22 protein-coding genes are annotated in these 23209 nt (G+C 61.6%); 14 read left to right on the top strand and 8 right to left on the bottom strand.

What is annotated here, in order from left to right; all coding sequences use genetic code 11:
* Positions 1-99 precede the first annotated feature (99 nt).
* Positions 100-372 (top strand): DUF1652 domain-containing protein, encoded by a 273-nt coding sequence (locus JN756_RS11245; protein WP_201022107.1) that lies wholly within the window; start codon positions 100-102, stop codon positions 370-372.
* Here the strand turns inward: JN756_RS11245 and JN756_RS11240 are convergent.
* A complete protein-coding gene (locus JN756_RS11240; RefSeq protein WP_201022106.1) occupies positions 335-1528 on the bottom strand; it encodes an MFS transporter in 1194 nt (397 codons plus the stop codon). The genes JN756_RS11245 and JN756_RS11240 overlap by 38 nt on opposite strands.
* 207 nt (positions 1529-1735) lie before the next feature.
* On the opposite strand from JN756_RS11240, the gene JN756_RS11235 reads away from it, so the two are divergent.
* From JN756_RS11235 to JN756_RS11225, 3 genes are read left to right on the top strand one after another with little or no spacing between them, the layout of a single operon-like run.
* A complete protein-coding gene (locus JN756_RS11235) occupies positions 1736-2293 on the top strand; it encodes a helix-turn-helix domain-containing protein (RefSeq protein WP_017847055.1) in 558 nt (185 codons plus the stop codon).
* A gap of 11 nt (positions 2294-2304) precedes the next feature.
* Positions 2305-3651: a glutamine synthetase family protein gene (locus JN756_RS11230; protein ID WP_079443311.1), complete on the top strand. Its 1347-nt coding sequence runs from the start codon at positions 2305-2307 to the stop codon at positions 3649-3651.
* 18 nt (positions 3652-3669) lie between these two features.
* The gene (locus JN756_RS11225) at positions 3670-4767 is read left to right on the top strand and encodes a DNA alkylation repair protein (RefSeq protein ID WP_201022105.1); all 1098 of its coding nucleotides are present in this window, start codon (positions 3670-3672) and stop codon (positions 4765-4767) included.
* A 597-nt stretch (positions 4768-5364) separates the two neighbouring features.
* Here JN756_RS11225 and JN756_RS11220 read toward each other — a convergent pair.
* Positions 5365-6258 (bottom strand): LysR family transcriptional regulator, encoded by an 894-nt coding sequence (locus tag JN756_RS11220; RefSeq protein ID WP_017847052.1) that lies wholly within the window; start codon positions 6256-6258, stop codon positions 5365-5367.
* 129 nt (positions 6259-6387) lie between these two features.
* Between JN756_RS11220 and JN756_RS11215 the strand changes: the two genes are divergently transcribed.
* The 6 genes from JN756_RS11215 to JN756_RS11190 all read left to right on the top strand — a co-directional run bounded on the left by JN756_RS11215 (position 6388) and on the right by JN756_RS11190 (position 14182).
* Positions 6388-8055, top strand: a complete 1668-nt coding sequence (locus JN756_RS11215) for a GMC family oxidoreductase (RefSeq protein WP_169881438.1) — start codon at positions 6388-6390, stop codon at positions 8053-8055.
* Positions 8056-8170: 115 nt separating this feature from the next.
* Positions 8171-9793, top strand: a complete 1623-nt coding sequence (locus JN756_RS11210; RefSeq protein ID WP_108525649.1) for an MFS transporter — start codon at positions 8171-8173, stop codon at positions 9791-9793.
* A 166-nt stretch (positions 9794-9959) separates the two neighbouring features.
* Entirely contained in the window at positions 9960-11909 is a 1950-nt protein-coding gene (locus JN756_RS11205; RefSeq protein ID WP_201022104.1) for a DNA topoisomerase III, read from the top strand.
* Positions 11910-12040: 131 nt separating this feature from the next.
* On the top strand, positions 12041-12481 hold the full coding sequence (locus tag JN756_RS11200) for a CBS domain-containing protein (RefSeq protein WP_017847048.1): 441 nt from the start codon (positions 12041-12043) through the stop codon (positions 12479-12481).
* Positions 12482-12489: 8 nt separating this feature from the next.
* Complete coding sequence (locus JN756_RS11195) at positions 12490-13335, top strand: NAD-dependent protein deacetylase (RefSeq protein ID WP_046384020.1); 846 nt, start codon at positions 12490-12492, stop codon at positions 13333-13335.
* A 517-nt stretch (positions 13336-13852) separates the two neighbouring features.
* A complete protein-coding gene (locus JN756_RS11190; RefSeq protein ID WP_017847046.1) occupies positions 13853-14182 on the top strand; it encodes a hypothetical protein in 330 nt (109 codons plus the stop codon).
* A 57-nt stretch (positions 14183-14239) separates the two neighbouring features.
* Here the strand turns inward: JN756_RS11190 and JN756_RS11185 are convergent, their stop codons facing one another.
* Positions 14240-15142, bottom strand: a complete 903-nt coding sequence (locus tag JN756_RS11185; protein WP_046384021.1) for a LysR family transcriptional regulator — start codon at positions 15140-15142, stop codon at positions 14240-14242.
* A 133-nt stretch (positions 15143-15275) separates the two neighbouring features.
* On the opposite strand from JN756_RS11185, the gene JN756_RS11180 reads away from it, so the two are divergent.
* The 3 genes from JN756_RS11180 to JN756_RS11170 are packed head-to-tail and all read left to right on the top strand — an operon-like array spanning position 15276 to position 17863.
* Positions 15276-15974 (top strand): CoA transferase subunit A, encoded by a 699-nt coding sequence (locus tag JN756_RS11180; RefSeq protein ID WP_017847044.1) that lies wholly within the window; start codon positions 15276-15278, stop codon positions 15972-15974.
* Positions 15975-16010: 36 nt separating this feature from the next.
* The gene (locus tag JN756_RS11175) at positions 16011-16670 is read left to right on the top strand and encodes a CoA transferase subunit B (protein WP_010566045.1); all 660 of its coding nucleotides are present in this window, start codon (positions 16011-16013) and stop codon (positions 16668-16670) included.
* Between the two features lie 11 nt (positions 16671-16681).
* Positions 16682-17863, top strand: coding sequence for an acetyl-CoA C-acetyltransferase (locus tag JN756_RS11170; RefSeq protein ID WP_046384023.1), 1182 nt, complete (start codon positions 16682-16684; stop codon positions 17861-17863).
* Between the two features lie 59 nt (positions 17864-17922).
* Here the strand turns inward: JN756_RS11170 and JN756_RS11165 are convergent, their stop codons facing one another.
* Together JN756_RS11165 and JN756_RS11160 are read right to left on the bottom strand one after the other, a co-directional pair.
* Positions 17923-18339 (bottom strand): PaaI family thioesterase, encoded by a 417-nt coding sequence (locus tag JN756_RS11165; RefSeq protein ID WP_079443303.1) that lies wholly within the window; start codon positions 18337-18339, stop codon positions 17923-17925.
* A 126-nt stretch (positions 18340-18465) separates the two neighbouring features.
* Positions 18466-19551 carry a DUF1615 domain-containing protein gene (locus JN756_RS11160; RefSeq protein ID WP_201022103.1) on the bottom strand — a complete coding sequence of 362 codons (1086 nt, stop codon included), beginning with the start codon at positions 19549-19551 and terminating at the stop codon, positions 18466-18468.
* Positions 19552-19696: 145 nt separating this feature from the next.
* Between JN756_RS11160 and JN756_RS11155 the strand changes: the two genes are divergently transcribed.
* Entirely contained in the window at positions 19697-20311 is a 615-nt protein-coding gene (locus JN756_RS11155; RefSeq protein WP_046384025.1) for a LysE family translocator, read from the top strand.
* Between the two features lie 56 nt (positions 20312-20367).
* Here the strand turns inward: JN756_RS11155 and hemB are convergent, their stop codons facing one another.
* The 3 genes from hemB to JN756_RS11140 form a co-directional block, all read right to left on the bottom strand.
* Positions 20368-21342 (bottom strand): porphobilinogen synthase, encoded by a 975-nt coding sequence (gene hemB / locus JN756_RS11150; RefSeq protein WP_017847039.1) that lies wholly within the window; start codon positions 21340-21342, stop codon positions 20368-20370.
* Positions 21343-21458: 116 nt separating this feature from the next.
* Positions 21459-22301, bottom strand: a complete 843-nt coding sequence (locus tag JN756_RS11145; protein ID WP_046384026.1) for a PhzF family phenazine biosynthesis protein — start codon at positions 22299-22301, stop codon at positions 21459-21461.
* A gap of 4 nt (positions 22302-22305) precedes the next feature.
* A complete protein-coding gene (locus JN756_RS11140; RefSeq protein WP_017847037.1) occupies positions 22306-23004 on the bottom strand; it encodes a glutathione S-transferase N-terminal domain-containing protein in 699 nt (232 codons plus the stop codon).
* Positions 23005-23209 lie beyond the last annotated feature (205 nt).

Raw genomic sequence — 23209 nt, 5'->3', positions numbered from 1 at the left:
ATTCGCCTTATTGCGCCTAGGTGTAATGCTTAACCTTCCTGGGGTGGGCACAGGCTTTCGATCCTGTGTCGTCGTATTCCACACCCGGAAGGAATTAGCATGTTTACCCTGTCTCAATTGCGAAATTGCATCGAAGAAGGCCTGTCGCCGCTGACGTGCGAATTCACCCTGTGCCGGGACGCGTCGCTGACCCTCAAAGTCTTCGACGCCGAAACCGGCCGGGTCGACCTGGTGGTCACCGGGATCAGCACCAATCGGCTGCAGACCCCGCAAGAAGTGGACAAGATGGTCGAAGAATTACGCTACGAGCTGCACAGCAACCACCTGGGCAAACTCACTCTGGATGACTTGCCTTCAGCCTCGCCCCCATGAAATAGAACACCCCGCCACCGACGATAAACGCCCCCAGCATGTAGAACATGTAATGCGCCGGCAGGCTGGCCAACACCAACCCGCACAGCACCGGCCCCAGCGCGGCGCCGAGGTTGGACAGGTTTTGCGCGCCGTAATACATGCCGCGCAGGTGGTCCGGGGCAATGCGGTCGATAAACATGTACTCGGCCGGGAACACGACGATTTCCCCCACGGTAAACACCGCCATCGCCAGCACCCACCACAGTACGCTGGTGGACAGCGCAAAGCCGATCAACCCCAGCATGAACATGCTCAAGCCGAAGATCAGCCATTGGCTCAGGTAACGGTGCGAGATGCGCCGACCGATCACGTATTGCAAGGCAATCACCAACACGGCGTTCGTCGTAAGCACCGCGCTGATGACCTTGTAGGTGTATTCAGCAGTGGTGGTGGTCACCAGGTATTGCGACAGGTAAGCCGTGAACTGGCCGAACACCACCGCACTGAGCACGCCGCCAACGGTGAAGCACACCAGGCGCCGATCCTTCAACAGCACGCGGCCGACAGCCAGGAACGACACCGGCTTTTGCGTGGCATCGACAGTGGCCAGCGCACGATCACCCCAGCGCCAGTACAGCAGGAAAAAACCCGCCCCCAACAGCGCCGACAGCATAAACGGCAAGCTGATATCCAGCCTGGCCACCATCGCACCAAAGAACGGCCCCACCGCATAGCCGATATTGGTCAGGGTGTACTTGATGGAAAACACCTCACTGCGCGCGTCTTCCGGCAACAGGCTGGCAAAGCCGGCTTTGATCGCAATATCGATGACCGCGTAAGCCAGGTTGATCAGGATCAGGCAGCCATAGAACGCCCAGATAGTCTGCGCGAGCACCGTACCGATAAAGCCCACGACAAACAGCGCACTCAAGCCCAGCAGTAACCGATAGCTGCTGATGCGATCGACGAGAAACCCGCCATACACGCTGAGCAACGAACCGAGGATCAGCGAACTGCCGATCACCAGGCCGACCTGGGTGATGTCCAGGGCAAAGTGCCGGGTGAGGTAGATAACCAGGTACGGAAAGGTGATCGCCTTGGCCAGCGTCAACATCAACGTGGCGGACAGCAACAGCTTCACTGTGCGGGGGTAGTGTCTTAAGGTGGCAAGCATCCTGCTCTCATTCCATGAAGGTAACGCGGCCATTGCAGCCGGTCACCTTACCTCAGGAACCCGAAAAAAGCAGGCGTTGCCAGCGGGTTATCGCTTGACCGGGGTGATCTCGAGGATGGTGCCGTTAGTGGTTTTGAGCAGCACAAACCTATTGCCCTCGTGAAATTTATCCTGTAATTTTTCATGAAATTTAACGAAATAAATTTCATGAACCAACAAGAAGAACTCGAAGCCCTGGCGATCCTGATCCACGACCTACGCAAGTACAAGAAACTCACCCTCGCGCAATTGGCGCAAAAGATCGAGCGTTCGGTGGGTTTCCTGTCTCAGGTCGAACGAGGCCTGTCACGCCCGACCGTGGCGGACCTGACCGCGATCAGCCACGCCCTTGACGTGCCCACCACCTATTTCTACAGCCTGAGCAAACCCAAGGCCATCAACTGGGTGACGCGTCCCAACGAGCGGCGCACGGTGTATTACGCCAATGGCATCACCGACATCCTGGTCTCCCCCAACATGAACGGTGCGTTTTCGATGCTCGACAGCCTGCTGGCCCCCGGAGCCAATAGCGGTGAGCAGACCATGAGCGACCGCGCCGAGCAGGCCGGGTTTGTGCTGGAGGGGGAGTTGACGCTGTGGGTGGAAGGGGAAGCCGACTCGGTCACCCTGCACCAAGGCGACAGCTTCCACCTGGCCAGTTTCGCCCGTTGCCGCTACGCCAACCTGACCGAACTGCCCGCCCGCGTGCTGTGGGTTTACAACTAGGAGCTACACCCGTGAAAAGCCATTCCTCCACGCTGCTGGCCGAAGTACGGAGCTTTCGCCAGAACCACCCCGACGTGCGTTATGTCGACCTGATCGCCCTGGACATCCCCGGGCATTTCTACGGCAAGCGCTACCCGGTGGAGATGCTGGAAAAAGTCGCCGCCGGCGGCCCCTTGAAGCTGCCGCAGAACGCCGTGCTGCTGGGGGTTCAGGGCGGGTTGTTCAAGATCGGTGATTACTGCTTCAACGACGGCGACCCCGACGCCAACCGCCGCCTGGTGCCGGGCACGCTCAAGCCGGTGAGCTGGGAGTCGCAGCCGCTGGGCCAGATGCTGATCACCTCGGACGGTACGCAAGCGCCGATCGAATTCGAACCGCGGGAAGTATTGGCCAAGGTCCTGGAACGCCTGCACCACAAAGGCATTCACCCGGTGGTGGCCTTTGAACTGGAGTTTTACCTGTTCGACAAGCAGCTCGACAACGGCCTGCCGCAATTCGCCCGCGACCCGCTGAGTAACGACGCCGACGACCAGCCCAACCTGCATATCGAGCGACTGTCGCGCTTCAGCGAGGTGCTCGACGATATGGCGCAAACCGCCAAGGACCAAGGCATCGACATCACGGTGATCACCGCAGAACTCGGCCCCGGCCAGTTCGAGATCAACTTCGGCCACTTGGACGATGGCCTGCGCGCTGCCGACTGGGCCGCCCTGTTCTGCCGCAGCACCCGCGGCGTGGCGCTCAAGCACGGCTACCGCGCCAGCTTCATGGCCAAGCCCTACCTGCAATTCCCCGGCAGCGGCATGCACGTGCATGTCAGCCTGTACGACGGCGCCGGCAACAACATACTCGCGGCCCATCAACAGCAACCCCTGCGCCACGCCGTGGCCGGCTGCCTGGAGTTGCTGCCGCACTGCATGCCGATCTTCTCGCCGAACCACAACGCCTTCCGCCGCCTGGGCGGTACGGTCAACGCCGCCACCCGTGCCAGCTGGGGCTTCGAAGACCGCGATGCGTGCGTACGCATCCCCGAGTCCGACCCGCGCAACCTGCGTATCGAACACCGCCTGGCCAGCGCCGATGCCAACCCGTACCTGGTGTTGGCGGCGATTCTGGTGGGGTTGGAGCATGGGCTTGACGCCAAGCGCGAACCCATCGCCCCACTGAACGACGACCGCAACAGCGGCACCGACTTCCCCCTGGAAATGCTCGAGGCCGTGCGCGCCATGCAACATCAAGCGGTATTGCGCGATAAGCTGGGCGCGGAATTTGTCGACGTGTACTGCGAGAACAAACGCCAGGACCACTTGGCGTTTCAGCAGGAGATCAACACGCGGGAATACCGCTGGTTTCTCTAACCCCCCATGGAATCACCGATGACCGACCAAAGCGCCCCGGCCCTCAAGGAAATCTTCAACGCCGAACGCCTGCAACACATCGCCACCGAGATGACGGCGGTGTACCCGGCGTTCGACGCCCAGGGCTTTCTCCAGCACGCCAAGGCCGGGCTGGCCGAGTTGTCGGTGATGCAGCGCGTGGCGCGGGTCAGCGACAGCCTGCATGCGGTGATCCCGCTGGATTACCCACAGACTCTCACGCTGCTCTATGCCCTCGCGCCGCGCTTGAACAGCGGCTTTGTCAGCCTGTTCCTGCCGCACTACGTGGCGAGTCATGGCCGGGATGACTTCGAGCGCTCCATGGCCGCGCTCAAATATTTCACCACCTTTGGCTCCGCCGAATTCGCGATCCGGCACTTCTTGCTGCACGACTTCCAACGCACCCTGGCGGTGATGCAACAGTGGTCGCTGGATGACAACGAACACGTGCGCCGCCTCGCCAGCGAAGGCTCGCGACCGCGCCTGCCGTGGTCATTCCGCCTGGCCGACGTGCAGGCCACCCCCGGGCTGTGCGCGTCGATCCTCGACAACCTCAAGGCCGACAGCAGCCTCTACGTGCGCAAGTCTGTGGCCAACCACCTCAACGACATCACCAAGGACCACCCCGATTGGGTCCTCAGCCTGATCGAAGGCTGGTCGCTGGATAACCCGCACACCGCCTGGATCGCCCGCCATGCACTGCGCAGCCTGATCAAGCAGGGCAACACCCGCGCGCTGACGATCATCGGCGCGGGAGCCAAGGCCGAGGTCAAGATTCATCACCTGCGCGTCACGCCGGCGGTGATCACACTGGGGGAGCGGATCAACCTGACCTTCAGCCTCGAATCCACCGCCGCCGCACCACAAAAACTGGTGGTGGACTACGCCATCGACTACGTAAAAAGCGCCGGCCACCGTGCGGCCAAAGTGTTCAAGCTAAAGGCCTTTACCCTTGGCGCAGGCGAGCAGCAGCACATCAGCCGCGAACAACATATCCGTGAACTGACCACGCGCAAGCACTACCCGGGCAAGCACGCGGTGCATGTGCTGGTGAATGGAGAACGGCTGGGCAGCGCGGAATTCGTCTTGCGCGATTGACTCAGTTCAAGCAACACCACAGATCCAATGTGGGAGGGGGCTTGCCCCCGATAGCGGTGAATCAGTCATGCATGTTTTGGCTGACACACTGCTATCGGGGGCAAGCCCCCTCCCACATTTGGATCTCCATAGATCAGATAGACCCTGATCTGCTTTTGCTCTGCTCTTGCTCTTGCTTGGCCTTATAGCCGACCTGATCTTGGAAGCTGAATCCGGTCAAAAATGTGGGAGGGGGCTTGCCCCCTCCCACATTTGGATCCCCATAGATCAGATAGACCCTGAGCTGCTTTTGCTCTGTTCTTGCTCTTGCTTGGCCTTATAGCCGACCTGATCTTGGAAGCTGAATCCGGTCAAAAATGTGGGAGGGGGCTTGCCCCCGATAGCGCTGCTTCAGTCATGCATGTTTTGGCTGACACACTGCTATCGGGGGCAAGCCCCCTCCCACATTTGGATCCCCATAGATCAGATAGACCCTGAGCTGCTTTTGCTCTGCTCTTGCTCTTGCTTGGCCTTATAGCCAACCTGATCTTGGAAGCTGAATCCGGTCAAAAGTGTGGGAGGGGGCAAGCCCCCTCCCACATTTTTGATCCAGGTTCTTCAGGTGGACCCGCCGAGCAACAGTGCCTGCTCCCGCGCGCACAACTCCACCACGTAATCCCACAACACCCGCAGCCGCACTGACTTGTGCAGTTCCCGGCGCGAGCTGATCCAATAGCTGCGCTGAATCCCCTCCCCCGGCAACAACGCCACCAGGTCCGGATCACCGGCCGCCATGAAGCACGGCAACACCGCAATCCCCAGCCCGGAACGCGCCGCCTGGTGCTGGGCGATCACGCTGGTGCTGTGGAACACCACTTTGGGGTTGCGGCAGAAGCTGCTAAGCAGTTTCAGTTCCTGGCTGAACAGCAGATCGTCGACGTAATCGATCCAGGCATGGGCGGCGAGGTCTTCGCGTTTTTCAATCGGCGGGGTGCGCGCCAGATACGCGCGGCTGGCATAGAGCGCCAGGCGGTAGTCGGTGAGTTTGCGCGTGACCAGTTGATCGACGCTGGGACGTTCGAGGTGGATGCTGATTTCGGCTTCGCGGTTGAGGATACTGACGAAACGCGGCACGGCCACCAGCTCCACTTCCAACCCCGGATAGCGCTCGAACAGCCCGCCCATGCGGCTGGCGAGGAACATCACCCCCAGCCCTTCGGCCACGCCCAGGCGGATCTTGCCCAGGGGCGCGGCGGTGTGGGTCAGTTCGTCTTCGGCCAGCAGCGCGACGTTTTCCATGGCTTCGGCGTGTTTGAGCAGGGCCTCGCCGGACGGCGTCAACTCATAGCCGTGGGCGTGCTGCACGAACAACGCGGTGCCGAGGCTTTTCTCGATCGCCTCGATATGCCGCGCCACGGTGGCGTGGGTGGTTTTCAGGCGTTGCGCGGCGGTGAGCAGGCGGCCGCTGCGCTGCAACTCGAGAAAAAACCGTAGGTCATTCCAGTCGAACATAGCGCCTCCAATCCGTGAGCCTGGGCCGCACTGTTTAAAAACGCACAGCCACTGGGTAAAAACTAACATTTTTAAGACGAAAACTAACAACTAGGATGGAGCCAATAAGAAAAACAAGCGAGACCTCAGATGCCCACTGCAACTGCTGAATACGATTACATCGTCGTAGGCGCCGGCCCCGCAGGCTGCCTGCTGGCCAATCGACTGTCCGCCAACCCCGCCCACCGTGTGCTGTTGCTTGAAGCCGGTGGTCGCGACAATTACCCCTGGATTCACATCCCCGTCGGCTACCTGTTCTGCATCGGCAACCCACGCACCGACTGGTGCTTCAAGACCGAAGCCCAGGCCGGCCTGCAAGGCCGCGCCCTGAGTTACCCGCGGGGCAAGGTGCTCGGCGGTTGTTCGTCGATCAACGGCATGATCTACATGCGCGGCCAGGCTCAGGACTACGACGGCTGGGCGGCGGCAGGCAACCCGGGCTGGGCGTGGGAAGACGTGCTGCCGCTGTTCAAGCACAGCGAGAACCATTTTGCCGGCGGTTCGGCATTTCACGGCGACGGCGGTGAGTGGCGCGTCGAGCAACAGCGATTGCATTGGCCGATCCTGGATGCCTTTCGCGAGGCCGCGGCGCAAAGCGGCATCGCCAACGTCAGCGACTTCAACCAGGGCGATAACGAAGGCTGCGGTTACTTCCAGGTCAACCAGAAGGCCGGCGTCCGCTGGAATGCGGCCAAGGCGTTCCTCAAACCGATCCGCCAACGGCCGAACCTGACGGTCTTGACCGAAGTCGAAGTCGACCGCGTGTTGCTGGAAAACGGCCGCGCATCGGCAGTGGTCGGGCGTCAGCACGGCCAGTCGCTCCGTTGGAAGGCCCGTAAGGAAATCGTGTTGTGTGCTGGCGCCGTGGGTTCGCCCGGCATTTTGCAGCGTTCGGGGATTGGCCCCGCCAACGTGCTCAAGCCGCTCGGCATCAATGTGTTGCATGAACTGCCGGGGGTTGGCGGCAACCTGCAGGACCACCTGCAACTGCGGCTGATCTACAAGCTGGAAAACGCGCGCACCCTGAACCAGATCGCGGGCAGCGTGTGGGGCAAAATGGGCATGGGCCTGCGTTACCTGTATGACCGCAGCGGCCCGCTGTCGATGGCGCCCAGCCAGCTCGGTGCGTTTGCCCGCTCGGGCCCGGAACAAACCTCGGCCAACCTTGAATACCATGTGCAGCCGCTGTCCCTGGAGCGCTTCGGCGAGCCGTTGCACGCGTTCCCGGCGTTTACCGCGTCGGTCTGTGACCTGCGCCCGCAAAGCCGCGGGCGTATCGATATTCGCTCGGCCAACCCGGCGGATGCGCCGTTGATCCAGCCCAATTACCTCAGCCATCCGCAAGACCTGCGGGTGGCCGCCGACGCGATTCGCCTGACTCGACGGATCGTCGCCGCGCCGGCCCTGAGCCCGTTCAAACCGGTGGAATACTTGCCCGGCGATGCGCTGCAAACCGAAGAGCAACTGCACGAAGCCGCGGCGCGCATCGGCACGACGATCTTCCATCCGGTGGGCACCTGCCGCATGGGCAGTGACCAGGACGCGGTGGTCGACGCGCAGTTGCGGGTGCATGGCGTGCCGGGGCTGCGCATCGCCGATGCCTCGATCATGCCCCGCATCACATCCGGCAATACCTGCTCACCGACGCTGATGATCGCGGAGAAAGCCGCGCAACTGATCCTTTCACCGAACACTGTAGGAGCGAGCTTGCCCGCGAAAAACACAAAGGCGCCGCGTTCATCCAGATTTCCCGCGTAATCGTTGGCGATTTTCGCGAGCAAGCGCGCGCCTACAGAGGAACGGAAAACAGACCGGCGCTGAGGTTGGCGCCGACAGTGGAACAACAATAAATAATCACTGTGAGGGATACCCGATGTCAGAACATGCTCAAACCCTGGGCTCGGCGGTCAGCACGAGCACCGTCAGCGAATCGAGAAAAGTCATCTTCGCCTCGTCCCTGGGGACGGTATTCGAGTGGTATGACTTCTTCCTCTATGGCGCCCTCGCGGCGGTGATCAGCAAACAGTTCTTTGCCGGGGTCAACGACACCACGGCGTTTATCTTTGCCTTGATGGCCTTCGCGGCCGGCTTTGTGGTGCGCCCGTTCGGCGCGCTGGTGTTTGGCCGCCTGGGCGACATGATCGGGCGCAAGTACACCTTCCTCGTGACCATTATCCTGATGGGTGTGGCGACGTTCTGTGTCGGCCTGCTGCCGACGTATGCCAGCATCGGCATTGCCGCGCCGGTCATCCTGATCGCCCTGCGCATGCTGCAAGGCCTGGCGTTGGGCGGCGAGTACGGCGGCGCGGCGACCTATGTCGCCGAACACGCCCCCGCCGGCAAGCGCGGCCTGCACACCAGCTGGATTCAATCCACCGCCACCCTGGGGCTGCTGTTGTCATTGCTGGTGGTGCTGGCCTGCCGCTACTTCACTGGCGATCAGTTCGAAGTGTGGGGCTGGCGCATTCCGTTCCTGTTTTCCATCGTGCTGCTGGGCATTTCCACCTGGATCCGCATGAGCCTGCATGAATCGCCGGCGTTCCTGAAAATGAAGGAGGAAGGCAAGGCCAGCAAGGCGCCGATCCGCGAGTCCTTCGGCAAGTGGGAAAACCTCAAGGTGGTGCTGATTGCGCTGTTCAGCATCAACGGCGGGCAAGCGGTGACCTTTTACGCGGCGCAGTTCTATGTGCTGTTCTTCCTCACGCAGTTCCTGAAGATGGACCCGGCCCTGGCCAATATGCTGCTGATCATCAGCGTGGTGATTGGCGCACCGTTCTTTATCTTCTTCGGCTGGCTGTCGGACAAGATCGGGCGCAAACCGGTGCTGATGCTCGGCCTGCTGCTGGCGACCGCGCTGTACTTCCCGATCTTCAAGGGCCTGGCGCACTACACCAACCCGGCGATGGACCAGGCCAGTCGCCAGGCGCCGATCACCGTGCTGGCCGACCCGGCCACCTGCACCTTCCAGTTCGACCCGGTGGGCAAGGCGCGTTTTGACAGCCCCTGCGACAAGGTCAAGACCTTCCTGGTCAAGCAAGGCCTGCCCTACAGCAGCGCCGCCGCCCCTGCGGGCAGCCCGGTGCAGGTGAGTGTGGGCGACGTGCACATCGATGGCTTTGACGAGTCGGCCCTGCGCGCCGCCGTGACCCTGGCCGGCTACCCGACATCGGCGGATGTGGCGCAGGTCAACAAGGTGATGGTGGTGGTGCTGATCGTGGTGCTGATCCTGATCGCGGCCATGTGCTACGGCCCGCTGGCGGCGTTGATGGTGGAACTGTTCCCGACACGCATCCGCTACACCTCGATGTCCCTGCCCTATCACATCGGCAACGGCTGGTTTGGCGGCTTCCTGCCGACCGTGTCGTTTGCCCTGGTGGTGTACACCGGCGATATCTTCTATGGCTTGTGGTATCCGGTGGTCGTGACCGGGGTGAGCCTGGTTGTCGGGATGTTCTGCCTCAAGGAAACGCGGCATGTGGATATCGACAACAACTGACCCGACCACCTGAACACCGCAGGTCCCCTGTGGGAGGGAGCAAGCCCCCTCCCACATCTGCTCTGCGGCGCCACACAAATTGCTGTACATCCATACAGATAATGGTTGCTCAAATCCCTCGGACTACGCATCCTGCAAGGCATCAACCCGATCTGATGTGATGACCATGCGGCTGTTCCTCTGTGAAAAACCCTCCCAGGCCAAGGATATTGCGGCCGTGCTCGGCGCCACGCGCCGTGGCGACGGTTGCTGGCTGGGCAACGGGGTGACCGTCACCTGGTGCATCGGCCACCTGCTGGAAACCGCCCCGCCCGACGCCTACGACGCCAAGTACAAGCGCTGGGTGCTCGCCGACCTGCCGATCGTCCCGGACAAATGGAAGATGCGCGTCAAGCCCAAGACCGCCGCCCAGTTCAAGGCGGTCAAGCGCCTGCTGGGGGAAGCCTTGGAACTGGTGATCGCCACCGACGCCGACCGCGAGGGCGAAATGATCGCCCGCGAGCTGGTGGAACATTGCCGCTATCGCGGACCGATCCAACGCCTGTGGCTGTCGGCGCTGGACGACGCCTCCATCCGCAAGGCCCTGGCCGCGCTCAAACCCGGCGCCGAGACCTTCAGCCTGTACCACTCGGCCCTCGGCCGTTCCCGCGCCGACTGGCTGATCGGCATGAACATGAGCCGCCTGTTTACCTTGCTCGGCCGCCAATCCGGTTACCAAGGCGTGCTGCCGGTGGGCCGGGTGCAGACCCCGACCCTGCGCCTGGTGGTCGACCGCGACCGCAGCATCGCCGATTTCGTACCGGTGGCCTACTGGGCCATCGATGTCGACCTGCGCCACGCGCACATGACCTTCACCGCTCAATGGCGCGCCGTCGACGATGCCTGTGACGATCAAGGCCGCTGCCTCAACCCGCAACTCGCCCGGGACGCCGCCGACGCCATGACCCACGCCGCCAGTGCGCGGCTGGTGAAGTTGCGCACCGAACGCATGCGCGAGGTCGCGCCCCTGCCCTTCGACCTGGGGACGTTGCAGGAAATCTGCTCGAAGAAGCTCGGTCTCGGCGCCCAGGAAACCCTGGACATCGCCCAATCGCTGTACGAAACCCACAAGGCCATCACCTACCCGCGCAGCGATTGCGGCTACCTGCCATTGAGTCAGCATGGCGACGCGGCGAAGATCCTTGCCGCCCTGGGCCGGGCCGACGCGGCCGTCAACGAACTGATGCCGCATCTCGATCCCCAGCGCCGCTCGCGGGCGTGGAACGACGCCAAGGTCAGCGCCCACCACGGCATCATTCCCACCGGCGCCGGCAAGGATGCCGGGCAGCTCACCGGCAAGCATCGGGCGGTCTACACACTGATTCGCGCGCGCTACCTGGCGCAGTTTCTGCCCAACCATGAATACGACCGCACCCAGGCGGATTTCGACTGTGCCGGCCAAGCGCTGCGCGCGGTGGGCAAAGTCGTCATCGAGCCGGGCTGGAAACGCGCGCTGCCCGAAGCCCTTGCACCCGCCAAAGGCCGTGAGGCGCCAGTGCCGCAAGCCCTGCCGGCGCTGGTGCAGGGCCAGGATTACGCCGTTGCCAAGGTCAACCTCAAGGACCTGTGGACCCAGCCGCCCAAACCCTTCACCGAGGGTGACCTGATCAAGGCGATGAAAAACGTCGCCAAGCTGGTGGAAGACCCGTTGCTCAAGCAAAAGCTCAAGGACACCACCGGCATCGGCACCGAAGCCACCCGCGCCGGGATCATCCAGGGCCTGCTGGACCGAGGCTACCTGGTGAAGAACGGCAAGGCCCTCTCGGCCACCCCGGCGGCGTTCAGCCTGATCGATGCGGTGCCGCGCGCTATCGCCGACCCCGGCACCACGGCGATCTGGGAACAGGCGCTGGACATGGTGCAAAGCGGCGAAATGAGCCTGGAAGAATTCGTCGCCAAGCAAGCGGCCTGGATGAGCAAGCAAGTGGCCCGCTGCAACGGTATGCGTATGACCATCACCGGCCCCGCCAGCCCGGCAGGCCGCGGCGGCGCCCCGTGGAAGAAGAAACGCACGGCCGCGCCCCGCAAGACGGCGGCCAGCCCAAAGCGGGCGAAAAAGCCGACAAGTACCGGGTAAACCATGAATAAATCCGGCGGATGACGTTTTTCGACAGTTTTAACGCCGCTTTGGTCCTTGCTCCGGCGCCGGCCGTCTAGGATTCTGTAGGGGATTGCTGACTTCCCAACAACAACACCGGAGTGGCCACCATGAAAACCGTCTCAGAAGTACTCAAAGCCAAAGACAAGCAAAACCAGGAAGTCCACACCATTGAATGGGACCACACCGTATTCGAAGCGTTGGTGGTGATGTCATCGAAAAATGTCGGGGCCTTGCCGGTCGTCAAGCAGGGTGAGGTGGTTGGCATCATCAGCGAGCGCGATTACGCACGGAAGCTGATACTCAAAGGCCTTTCTTCCGTCACCACCAAAGTCCACGAGGTCATGAGCTCTCCAGTCATCACGGTCGATGCCCACAAGACAGTCGAAGCCTGCATGAACATCATGACCGACAGTCACCTGCGCCACCTACCGGTGGTCGTCGACGGAAAACTGCTGGGCCTGCTCTCCATCGGTGACCTGGTCAAGGAAGCCATTGCCGAACAAGCCAACCTGATCAAGCAACTGGAGCAATACATTCGCGGCGAATAGGAGAGCCCATGCTCGACATGCTCGAACATCAAGAAGACCACCTCGAGACCCTGCACCGGGCCATGGCCGCACGGCGTTTTCTGGTGCTGACCGGGGCGGGGATCAGCACGTCATCAGGTATCCCGGATTATCGGGACAGCGAAGGCGTGCGCCGAGGCAAGGCGCCGATGATGTACCAGGAGTTCCTGGCCACCCCGCAAGCGCGGCGCCGTTATTGGGCACGGGCGATGCTGGGCTGGCCACGGGTGCGGATTGCGCAGCCGAACCAGGCCCACCTGGCGCTGGCCGCCTTGCAACATCGCCAGCGTATCAGCGGGCTGATCACACAAAACGTCGACACGCTGCATGACCAGGCCGGTAGTGAGGATGTGATCGAGCTGCATGGCAGCTTGCATCGCGTGCTATGCCTGGATTGCCATCGGCCCAGCGCACGCGATGTGATCCAACGGTTGATGGAGGCCGAGAACCCGTACCTGGCGGGCGTCGACGCCGTGCAGGCACCCGACGGCGATACGCTGCTCGACGCAGCGTTTGAACAACGTTTTCGCGTGCCCCGCTGCCCCCATTGCGACGGTGAACGGCTCAAACCGGACGTCGTGTTCTTCGGCGAAAACGTTGCCCAGGCCACCGCCGCCAGGGCGATGGCGGCGGTGGAACACGCCGAGGGGCTGTTAGTGGTGGGGTCGTCGCTGATGGCCTATTCGGCGTTTCGCCTGTGCAAGGCGATGGTCGAGCAAGGCAAACCGGTGATTGCCATCAATCTGGGCAAGACCCGTGGGGATGAGTTGTTGCAACTGAAGATCGCGGCATCCTGCGAGCGGTTGTTGCCGCTATTGGCAGAGCGCCTGGGATAGCCAGGGCACGCCCCTCAAAAATCAGCGGGAGACCCGGGCAAGCCAACGAACTGCAGCGACCCACCGCACAAAAAATGACGCCTAAGTCACACCTCCTCGCATGCCCCCGTCCCCACGGCGATTTATGTAGTGATCAAAAATAATCACTACATAACCGTTGACGTAACCTTTTTGTCCTTGCATGATCTAGACGTCTCCCGGATCGGGAGCGTTGGTAACAAGCGTTTTGAACAAGCTCGTCTGACCGCCGAGCTGTTTCTTCCGGATGTGCACTGCCCACAAGGCAGATTGATGAAGCTGACCGACCCGAAGGGTTCGGTACAAGGAGCTCAAACGCTGCTTGTCTTCGTTATGAAACCATTGCGTAGCAGTTCATCAGCAAGACTACATGCATCAGGTTCAAGACCCTGCCCGTATTCGGCAGACCGTCACTGACGCCCGGTTTTCGGAACCGGAGACAACTAAGCAGTTTTAACGAATCAATTGATAGATCGCCAACTGGTCAAGGGGCTTACACATGAATCTGAACAACCAACCAACTATCGAAGAATTGGCTGAGATGTTCGCAGCGCAGAAAGACACACTCGACGACCATATCCTGTGGATTGGCAAATCGGGCAAAGTCCAAATTGACTGCCTGGCGCCCCACACCGAAGAAGCCGAGTTCGACAAAAACAACCGTGAACTGGCGGCGCGCCTGAAGATGTACCGCCGTGGCCAGGGTTATGTCGGCAAGAAAGCGGCGGCCGATCGCAATTTCATCGAGCAAGTGTTCGACACACTTAACCACGCGTGGGAGTCTTTCAAAGACAACTCGCAAGTTAAAGTAATCGACCGCTACTACTAAGTACTTCTCAACTAATGTGGGAGCTGGCTTGCCAGTTCCCACATTTTTTATGCAACTTCAAAAGTTGGGGTAACGCCCTTTCCCTGCTTCATCGCGGAAAATATCAAACAACACCTGTGCCGCCGCCGACAGTTCATGCCCCGGTTTGGTCAACACACCAATCGGCCGCTCGATCACCGGATCGGTCAAGGTGATGCAATGGGCGCCCGCCTCCTGCATCTGCTGCGCACATAATGCCGGTACGGCGCTGACCCCCAGGCCACTGGCAACCATCTTGCCCACCGTCGCCAATTGATGACTCTCCAGCGCCACCGGCAATTTCATCTGCAAGGCACCCAGATGCTCCTCCAGCATCACCCGTACCGTCGAGGGTCGTTGCAGGGCAATGAACGGTTGTTCCAACAGGCTTTTCCAGTCGATTTCAGCACGCAGTGCCAAGGGTGAATCCATGGGCACCACGGCAATGAAGCGGTCCAGGTATAACGGCGTAAACGCCAGCGACGACCCCTCGGACGGTTCGAACGCCACGCCCAACTCGACCTGGCGATCACGGACCATTTCCAGCACCTGTTCGTTGATCAGGTCATGCACCGTCACGTTCACATGGGGGTAACGCGCGCGGAATATCTTCAGGATCGGCGGCAGCAGGTTGCCCGCAAACGACGGCATCGCCGCCACCGTTACGCGCCCGCGCTGCAGGGTGAAGCGCTGGCGCAGTTCATCCTCGGCGTTGTCCCAATCGGCAATCAGCCGACGCGCCAGCGGCAATAAGGATTCCCCTTCAGGGGTCAGCGCGACATTCCGCGTATTGCGGCTGAACAAGCGCCCGCCCAGCCCTTCTTCCAGGCCTTTGATGGTCAGGCTCAGCGCCGACTGAGAGAGGTGCAGGCGCTCGCAGGCGGCGGCAAAACTCAGGCTTTGCGCCACAGCCAAAAAGGCACGCATCTGTTTGACGGTCATGACATTACTCCGGACGACGGCTCGACTATGCAGTTTTTTAAATCAATCAACCTTAAAAAACAACTTAACAAATCAATCCGTCGGCGCAACACTCGAGGCATTGGCTGGCCCACTAACAATAAAAGAGGTGCATATGGCAGGTTTCGATAAACGCGTGGCGTCCTATGAAGAAGCCCTCGCAGGCCTGGAAGATGGCATGACCGTACTCGCTGGCGGCTTTGGCCTGTGCGGCATTCCGGAAAACCTCATCGCCGAGATCAAGCGCAAAGGCACCCGCGACCTGACCGTGGTTTCCAATAACTGCGGCGTCGACGGCTTTGGCCTGGGCGTGCTGCTGGAACAAAAGCAGATCCGCAAAGTGATCGCGTCTTATGTGGGCGAAAACGCCCTGTTCGAGAAGCAACTGCTCAGCGGCGAAATCGAAGTGGTGCTCACCCCCCAAGGCACCCTGGCGGAAAAAATGCGCGCCGGCGGTGCTGGCATTCCGGCCTTCTTCACCGCCACCGGCGTCGGCACCCCGGTGGCCGAAGGCAAGGAAACCCGCGAATTCAACGGTCGCCCGTACCTGATGGAAGAATCCATCACCGGTGACTTCGCCATCGTCAAAGGCTGGAAAGCCGACCACTTCGGCAACGTCATCTACCGCCACACCGCCCAGAACTTCAACCCGCTGGCCGCCACCGCCGGCAAGATCACCGTGGTCGAAGTCGAGGAAATCGTCGAACCGGGCGAGCTGGAACCGTCGCAGATCCACACCCCTGGCATCTACGTCGACCGGATCATCTGCGGCACCTTCGAGAAGCGCATCGAACAGCGCACCGTCCGCAAATAATCCCTCCAGCCCGAAGAGAACAAGAGGAACAGCACAATGGCTCTCACCCGCGAACAAATGGCTCAACGCGTCGCCCGCGAAATGCAGGACGGTTTCTACGTCAACCTGGGCATCGGCATTCCGACCCTGGTGGCCAACTACATCCCGGAAGGCATGGAAGTGATGCTGCAATCGGAAAACGGCCTGCTCGGCATGGGCCCGTTTCCCACCGAAGACACCATCGATGCCGACATGATCAACGCCGGCAAACAAACCGTGACCGCGCGCATCGGCGCCTCGATCTTCTCCTCCGCCGAGTCCTTCGCAATGATTCGCGGCGGCCATGTCGACCTCACCGTGCTCGGCGCGTTTGAAGTGGACGTACAGGGCAACATCGCCTCGTGGATGATCCCGGGCAAGCTGGTCAAGGGCATGGGCGGCGCCATGGACCTGGTGGCCGGCGCGGAAAACATCATCGTGATCATGACCCACGCCTCCAAGGACGGTGAGTCCAAATTGCTCAGCCAATGCACCCTGCCGCTGACCGGTGCCCACTGCATCAAGCGTGTGCTGACGGACCTTGCATACCTGGAAATCGACAACGGCGCCTTTATCCTAAAGGAGCGTGCCCCAGGGGTCAGTATTGAAGAGATTGTCAGCAAGACAGCCGGTAAACTAATCGTCCCCGACCACGTTCCAGAAATGCAATTCCAGTGAGGACACATTCCATGCAAGACGTTGTGATTGTTGCTGCCACACGTACCGCCGTAGGCAGTTTTCAAGGATCGCTCGCGAGCATCCCGGCACCGGAGTTGGGCGCTGCCGTAATCCGTCGCCTGCTGGAGCAGACCGGCCTCGACCCGGCCCAGGTGGATGAAGTGATCCTCGGCCACGTACTCACCGCAGGCTCAGGCCAGAACCCGGCGCGCCAGGCGTCGATCCTCGCCGGCTTGCCCCATGCCGTACCCGCGATGACCTTGAACAAGGTCTGCGGTTCGGGCCTCAAGGCCCTGCACCTGGGCGCCCAGGCCATCCGTTGTGGCGATGCCGACGTGATCATCGCCGGCGGTATGGAGAACATGAGCCTGGCCCCCTACGTATTACCTGGTGCGCGCACCGGTTTGCGCATGGGCCACGCCAAGATGATCGACAGCATGATCACCGACGGCCTGTGGGATGCATTCAACGACTACCACATGGGCATCACCGCCGAGAACCTGGTGGACAAGTACGGCATCAGCCGTGAAGCCCAGGACGCCTTCGCCGCCGCGTCCCAGCAAAAAGCCGCCGCCGCCATCGAAGCCGGCCGCTTTGCCGATGAGATCACGCCGATTCTGATCCCGCAGCGCAAGGGCGACCCGGTGGCCTTCGCCGTGGATGAACAACCGCGCGCCGGCACCACCGCCGAGTCGTTGGCCAAACTCAAACCCGCGTTCAAGAAAGACGGCAGCGTCACTGCGGGCAACGCGTCCAGCCTCAACGACGGCGCCGCCGCGGTGCTGCTGATGAGCGCCGACAAGGCCAAGGCCCTTGGCCTGCCCGTTCTGGCGCGTATCGCCAGCTACGCCAATGCCGGCGTCGACCCGGCCATCATGGGCATCGGCCCGGTCGCGGCCACCCGCCGCTGCCTGGACAAAGCCGGCTGGAGCGTCGGCGACCTGGACCTGGTCGAAGCCAACGAAGCCTTTGCCGCGCAATCCCTGGCGGTGGCCAAAGAGCTGGAATGGGACGCCGACAAAGTCAACGTCAACGGCGGCGCGATTGCCATTGGCCACCCGATCGGCGCATCAGGCTGCCGCATACTGGTGACCCTGCTGCACGAAATGATCAAGCGCGACGCCAAAAAAGGCCTGGCGACACTGTGCATCGGTGGCGGCCAAGGCGTAGCCCTGGCCCTTGAGCGCAGCTGATTCAAGAGCAACACACGAAAAGGCCCGGTTCCACGAAAAACCGGGCTTTTTTTCGTCTGTCAGTCCGCACGCGGCACCGCAAACACCGCGTTCGCCCGCGCCACGACTTTCTCCTCCACCTGCAGACTCACCGTGGCAAACGCCATTTGCCGGCCACGCTTGTGATGCTCCAGTCGTACCACGATCCACTCCCCCACTTGCACCGCGCCCAGGTAATCGACAGTCATGCTCGCGGTAATCAACGGCAATGGCGGCTCACTGGAAAACGCCATCGCGTAGCCCATGCCGATATCCGCCAGAGTCGCCAACACCCCGCCATGCACCGTGCCGCGGCCATTGGCATGACGGTTGTCGGCGCGCAGGCCGATTTCCAGTTGCAGACCTTCACCCCGGCAATACGCCGGGCCCAACAAGTCGAGCAGCGGGCTGCTGCGCGGCAGTGAGACAAAACCTTCGGGCACGGCGTGAGCAATCATCGCGGAGTCTTCCTTGGAGTCAGGCATGAGGTGTACCCCAGGCCCCACACGGCGACCATTACCATCAGCCGCACATATCCTCTGCAATGCCTGGGGCTGATTCGCCAACCCCGCTCAGGACCGGCCTCAGCGCTTCATACAGCGCTGATAACGCTCATCCACCCGCTGGGCGAACCAGGCAGTGGTCAGGTTGCGGGTGATCTTCGGACTCTTGAGCACGATGCCCGGCAGGATCGCCCGCGGCAGCGGTTTGCCGGCCGCCGTGTCGGCCAGGGCAAACACGCGTGTGTAGAGCGTGGTCTGCTCAAAATCCAACTGTTCGCCCTGCTCCAGCTGACTGCGGATGCTGGGGTTGCGCATGTCCAGCCGGGCGCCGAGGGAACGCACTGCCAATTCGGTGCTGCCGGGCAGCAGCGAGCCGTAGCGGATCAAATCCCCGTCCAGCGCCAACTCGGTGCCTGAGACGCGGCTGACGGCGGCCTGGAACGCGGCGTTGCGGCTGGCGTACCAACCGGCGTTGAAGTCGGCAAACCGGTACAGCGGCCGGTCATAACTCACTGGGTAACCAAGCAAATGGGCGATGCCAAAGTACATGCCGCCACGTCGCGTGAACACTTCCCGACGGATCGTGCCGTCTACCGTGTAGGGATAACCCCGCGCCTGCTTCTGCGCAAAGTCGATGCTGACTTGCATCGGGCCGGCGGTGTGTACCGGGTTGAAGCCGCCAAACAGCGTATTGCCCAAGGGCACCATGCTGATGAAGTCATCGAAGATCCCGCTCAAGTCTTTCTCCGTGCGGGCGGCATTCAAGCGATCGGCGTAGGACTTACCAGTGGGCGAACGCAGTTGCAGTGCCGTGCGGACCAACACCGCCGGCACATGCACCTTACCGGCACGGCGCAGGATTTCATCCTGGGCGATCTTGCCCATGTTCGGCACAGGTGGGTCGACCTGGTAAGTGGACTCTTGCTCAGTCACCGCCAGCACGGCGCAGATGTTTTCGGTACTCGGGTAGATGTGCTGGGTGTCGAAAGCGGTGTAGATATCCTGGGCCCAACCGTTGCGATCGGCGACCTTGGCGGGCAGCAAACGCACGATCTGCGCCTTGACCTCAGCTTCACTGCGCTCCGGCTGTTGCGGGCCGCGTGTGGTCGAGCAACCGGCCAGCACCAGCAAGGGCGTGAGACACAGGATCAGGCGGCGTAGGTGCATGGGGCTTCCTTGAGGGGCGATGGGCCGGGCGATGCAAATATCGACCGATAAGTCTAACGCGGGTTCGCCCTGTGGCCCCCTCGCCAACACAATGCGAATATGACAGGATCTTTCACCGACCATTCGTACAAGGCGTTTGAATGCCATGCTCAGCATGAACTTTCTCATCACCTGCCTGATCGTTGTGCTGATTCCCGGCACCGGCGTGATCTTTACCGTGTCCACGGGGCTCATGGCCGGCAAGCGCGCCAGCGTGTTCGCCGCGCTGGGCTGTACCGCTGGGATCATCCCGCACTTATTGGCATCCATACTCGGCCTTTCCGCCCTGCTGCACACCAGCGCATTGGCATTCGAAGCGCTGAAATTCGCCGGAGCCGCCTACTTGCTGTACCTGGCCTACGCCACTTGGCGCGATCGTTCGGCCTTCGCGGTGAATGACACACCAACGGCAACCACGGCCCGGGGCCTGATGCTGCGCGGTTTTTTGCTGAATATTCTCAACCCCAAGCTGACGATTTTCTTCCTGGCCTTCCTGCCTCAGTTCGTCACACCGGCCAGCACGGCGCCGGCCTTGCAAATGCTGGTGCTGAGCGGCGTGTTCATGGCCATGACGTTTGCGGTGTTTGTGGTGTATGGCCTGCTGGCCAATGTGTTTCGCCGCGCAGTGATCGAGTCACCACGGGTACAGAACTGGCTGCGGCGCAGTTTTGCGGCGGCCTTTGCGGGGTTGGGCTTGAACCTGGCGCTCGCACAGCGCTGAAAAACGCTGCAACCCACTGTGGGGGACGGGCTTACCCGCCCCACAGGTTGGGCGCTTTAGATCCCTGCCAGCGCCAGGTCCATGGCGAAGTAAGTGAAGATCAGGTCCGCGCCGGCGCGCTTGATCGAACCCAGGGTTTCCCGCACCACGCGGTCCTCATCGATCGCGCCTGCCTGAGCACCGAATTTGATCATCGCGTACTCGCCGCTGACCTGATACGCCGCCACCGGCAGGCGCGAGGCTTCGCGGATGTCACGGATGATGTCGAGGTAGGCACCGGCCGGTTTGACCATCAGCGCATCCGCGCCTTCCTGCTCGTCCAGCAGCGATTCACGCACGGCTTCGCGGCGGTTCATCGGGTTCATCTGATAGCTTTTGCGGTCTCCCTTGAGCGCGCTGCCACCCGCTTCACGGAACGGGCCGTAGAGGGCCGAAGCGAATTTGGTGGAGTAGGCCATGATCGGAATATGGGTAAAACCGGCGTCATCCAACGCCCGGCGAATCGCCTGAACCTGGCCGTCCATCGCCGCCGACGGCGCGATCACATCGGCACCGGCACGAGCCGCCGCCACGGCTTGCTTGCCGAGGTTGACCAAGGTCGCGTCGTTGTCGACATGGGCGCCATGCATCACACCGCAATGGCCATGATCGGTGTATTCGCAGAAACAGGTGTCGGACATCACGATCATTTCCGGCACGGCATCCTTGATGATCGAGGACATGCGCGAGACCAGGCCGCGCTCCTTCCAGGTGTCGCTGCCACTGGCGTCCAGGTGGTGGGACACGCCAAAGGTCATCACCGATTTGATCCCGGCGCGGGCATAGCGCTCGATTTCCCCGGCCAGCTTTTTCTCAGGGATGCGCAACACACCCGGCATGCTGGTGATCGGTACGAAGTCGTCGATTTCTTCTTCGACGAAAATCGGCAGCACCAGATCGTTGAGGGTGAACTCGGTTTCCTGGAACAAGCTACGCAACTCCGGGGAGCGGCGCAGACGGCGTGGGCGGGCTTGAGGGAACTGGCTGGTCATGGCTGTCCTGAATAAGGCTAAAAACGTTGGGGCGAAAGCGTATGCCCCCCGACCCCGGCAGCGCAAATGCCAGGCAGGCAATAGTTTATGGCAAGGCCCACAACAATTGCATTGATCTAGAGCTGTAGACGCCCTTCGATGCACACCGCCACAGCACCGCCGACCCAGATCTCATCGCCCTGGCGCTCGATGCGGATACGCCCCGCGCGCCCCATGGCCGTGCCCTGGCTGACCACGTAACAGTTCGGTGCCAGGCCTTCGTCCAACAACCATTGGGCCACCCCGGCATTCAAGCTGCCGGTGGCCGGGTCTTCCGGGGACCCGTCGCCGGCGATGAACGCGCGCACTTCAAAGTGCGTGTCTACAGCGTCGCGTTCGGGATCGCAGGGGGCAATCACGCCCACCGCCAGACCGAGCAACTGCGAGTAATCGGGCTGCAGATCGAGCACCGCCTGGCGGTCGGCCAGCATCACCGCCAGCCAACCTGCGCCGTTGTCCACCCACTGACTGCGCACAATAGCCTCCGGCGCCAGGCCCAACCCCAGCCGCACGCGCTCCAGCAACGCCGCCTCCAGCGGGCCCGAGCGCAACAACGGCGGCGCGATGAACGCCAGCTCATCGCCTTGGCGACGGATACGCACCAGGCCGATTTCGCACTCCTGGATAATTTCCTCCCCTCGCGCAATGCCCCCCGCCTGCAACCATGCATGGCAACTGCCCAGCGTCGGGTGCCCGGCGAACGGTAGCTCCTGCAAGGTGGTGAAGATTCTTACCCGGTAGTCAGCCCGTGGATCGCGGGGCGTGAGTAAAAACGTGGTTTCGCTGAGGTTGGTCCATTTGGCGAAGTCGGCCATCTGTTGCTCGCTGAGGCTGTCGGCCCCCAGCACTACTGCCAGCGGGTTGCCTTTGAGCGACACACTGCTGAAGACATCCAGTTGTTTGAAATCGAAAGTCGGCATGGGCTCAGCTCGGAATGTTCAGGCCACGGATCACTGCCGGACGTGCGACAAAGCCGTCCAGCGCGCGCAGCACATTGGGGAAATCGGCGATGCCGACCAGGTCACCGGATTCGTAGAAACCGATCAGGTTACGGATCCACGGAAACGTCGCGATGTCCGCGATGCTGTAGTCGTCGCCCATGATCCAGGTGCGGCCCAGCAGGCGTTTTTCCAAGACTTCCAGCAAGCGCCGCGACTCGGCGACGTAGCGGTCACGCGGGCGCTTGTCTTCGTAGGCCTTGCCGGCGAACTTGTTGAAGAACCCCACCTGGCCAAACATCGGGCCGATGCCGGACATCTGGAACATCAGCCACTGAATGGTTTCATAACGTGTCGCCGGGTCTTCGGAAAGCAACTGGCTGGTTTTTTCCGCCAGGTACAGCAGGATCGCACCGGACTCGAACAGCGCCAACGGCTGACCGCCGGGGCCGTTAGGGTCGATGATCGCGGGAATCTTGTTGTTGGGGTTCAGCGACAGGAACTCGGGCGACAGCTGGTCCTGGGTCTCGAAGCTGACTTTGTGCGCCTCGTAGGGCAGGCCCAGCTCTTCGAGCATGATCGAGACTTTTACCCCGTTGGGCGTGGGCAGCGAATACAGTTGCAGGCGTTCCGGATGCTGGGCGGGCCATTTGCGGTTGATCGGGAAAGCGGCGAGTGAATTCATCGGGATATCCCTCGGCGGAAACCCCCATGATAATCATCTGTCCGGCATCCTGCATGGGTCATCATTGCGCAACATGCCCTCGCTACTCTCCCCCACGAGCGAACCAAAGTGGCCGAGTGGACTCTTAAGTGCGCTGAACGGTGAATGGAGGCACCCTGTTAATAAGACACGGAACCCGCAGGACGCCGCGTGTGTCACTGGGGCC

It is taken from the genome of Pseudomonas sp. Y39-6 (genome assembly GCF_023651955.1).
In the GTDB taxonomy this organism is placed as follows: domain Bacteria; phylum Pseudomonadota; class Gammaproteobacteria; order Pseudomonadales; family Pseudomonadaceae; genus Aquipseudomonas; species Aquipseudomonas veronii.
Note: the sequence above shows the minus strand (reverse complement) of the source record. Positions and strands in the feature narration are given on the sequence as shown.

Excerpts from the sequence above, each read along its gene's own strand:
- JN756_RS11245 (WP_201022107.1), top strand. The coding sequence starts at position 100 with ATGTTTACCCTGTCTCAATTGCGAAATTGCATCGAAGAAGGCCTGTCG.
- JN756_RS11240 (WP_201022106.1), bottom strand. The coding sequence starts at position 1,528 with ATGCTTGCCACCTTAAGACACTACCCCCGCACAGTGAAGCTGTTGCTG.
- JN756_RS11235 (WP_017847055.1), top strand. The coding sequence starts at position 1,736 with ATGAACCAACAAGAAGAACTCGAAGCCCTGGCGATCCTGATCCACGAC.
- JN756_RS11225 (WP_201022105.1), top strand. The coding sequence starts at position 3,670 with ATGACCGACCAAAGCGCCCCGGCCCTCAAGGAAATCTTCAACGCCGAA.
- JN756_RS11220 (WP_017847052.1), bottom strand. The coding sequence starts at position 6,258 with ATGTTCGACTGGAATGACCTACGGTTTTTTCTCGAGTTGCAGCGCAGC.
- JN756_RS11215 (WP_169881438.1), top strand. The coding sequence starts at position 6,388 with ATGCCCACTGCAACTGCTGAATACGATTACATCGTCGTAGGCGCCGGC.
- JN756_RS11210 (WP_108525649.1), top strand. The coding sequence starts at position 8,171 with ATGTCAGAACATGCTCAAACCCTGGGCTCGGCGGTCAGCACGAGCACC.
- JN756_RS11205 (WP_201022104.1), top strand. The coding sequence starts at position 9,960 with ATGCGGCTGTTCCTCTGTGAAAAACCCTCCCAGGCCAAGGATATTGCG.
- JN756_RS11200 (WP_017847048.1), top strand. The coding sequence starts at position 12,041 with ATGAAAACCGTCTCAGAAGTACTCAAAGCCAAAGACAAGCAAAACCAG.
- JN756_RS11195 (WP_046384020.1), top strand. The coding sequence starts at position 12,490 with ATGCTCGACATGCTCGAACATCAAGAAGACCACCTCGAGACCCTGCAC.
- JN756_RS11190 (WP_017847046.1), top strand. The coding sequence starts at position 13,853 with ATGAATCTGAACAACCAACCAACTATCGAAGAATTGGCTGAGATGTTC.
- JN756_RS11185 (WP_046384021.1), bottom strand. The coding sequence starts at position 15,142 with ATGACCGTCAAACAGATGCGTGCCTTTTTGGCTGTGGCGCAAAGCCTG.
- JN756_RS11180 (WP_017847044.1), top strand. The coding sequence starts at position 15,276 with ATGGCAGGTTTCGATAAACGCGTGGCGTCCTATGAAGAAGCCCTCGCA.
- JN756_RS11175 (WP_010566045.1), top strand. The coding sequence starts at position 16,011 with ATGGCTCTCACCCGCGAACAAATGGCTCAACGCGTCGCCCGCGAAATG.
- JN756_RS11170 (WP_046384023.1), top strand. The coding sequence starts at position 16,682 with ATGCAAGACGTTGTGATTGTTGCTGCCACACGTACCGCCGTAGGCAGT.
- JN756_RS11165 (WP_079443303.1), bottom strand. The coding sequence starts at position 18,339 with ATGATTGCTCACGCCGTGCCCGAAGGTTTTGTCTCACTGCCGCGCAGC.
- JN756_RS11160 (WP_201022103.1), bottom strand. The coding sequence starts at position 19,551 with ATGCACCTACGCCGCCTGATCCTGTGTCTCACGCCCTTGCTGGTGCTG.
- JN756_RS11155 (WP_046384025.1), top strand. The coding sequence starts at position 19,697 with ATGCTCAGCATGAACTTTCTCATCACCTGCCTGATCGTTGTGCTGATT.
- hemB (WP_017847039.1), bottom strand. The coding sequence starts at position 21,342 with ATGACCAGCCAGTTCCCTCAAGCCCGCCCACGCCGTCTGCGCCGCTCC.
- JN756_RS11145 (WP_046384026.1), bottom strand. The coding sequence starts at position 22,301 with ATGCCGACTTTCGATTTCAAACAACTGGATGTCTTCAGCAGTGTGTCG.
- JN756_RS11140 (WP_017847037.1), bottom strand. The coding sequence starts at position 23,004 with ATGAATTCACTCGCCGCTTTCCCGATCAACCGCAAATGGCCCGCCCAG.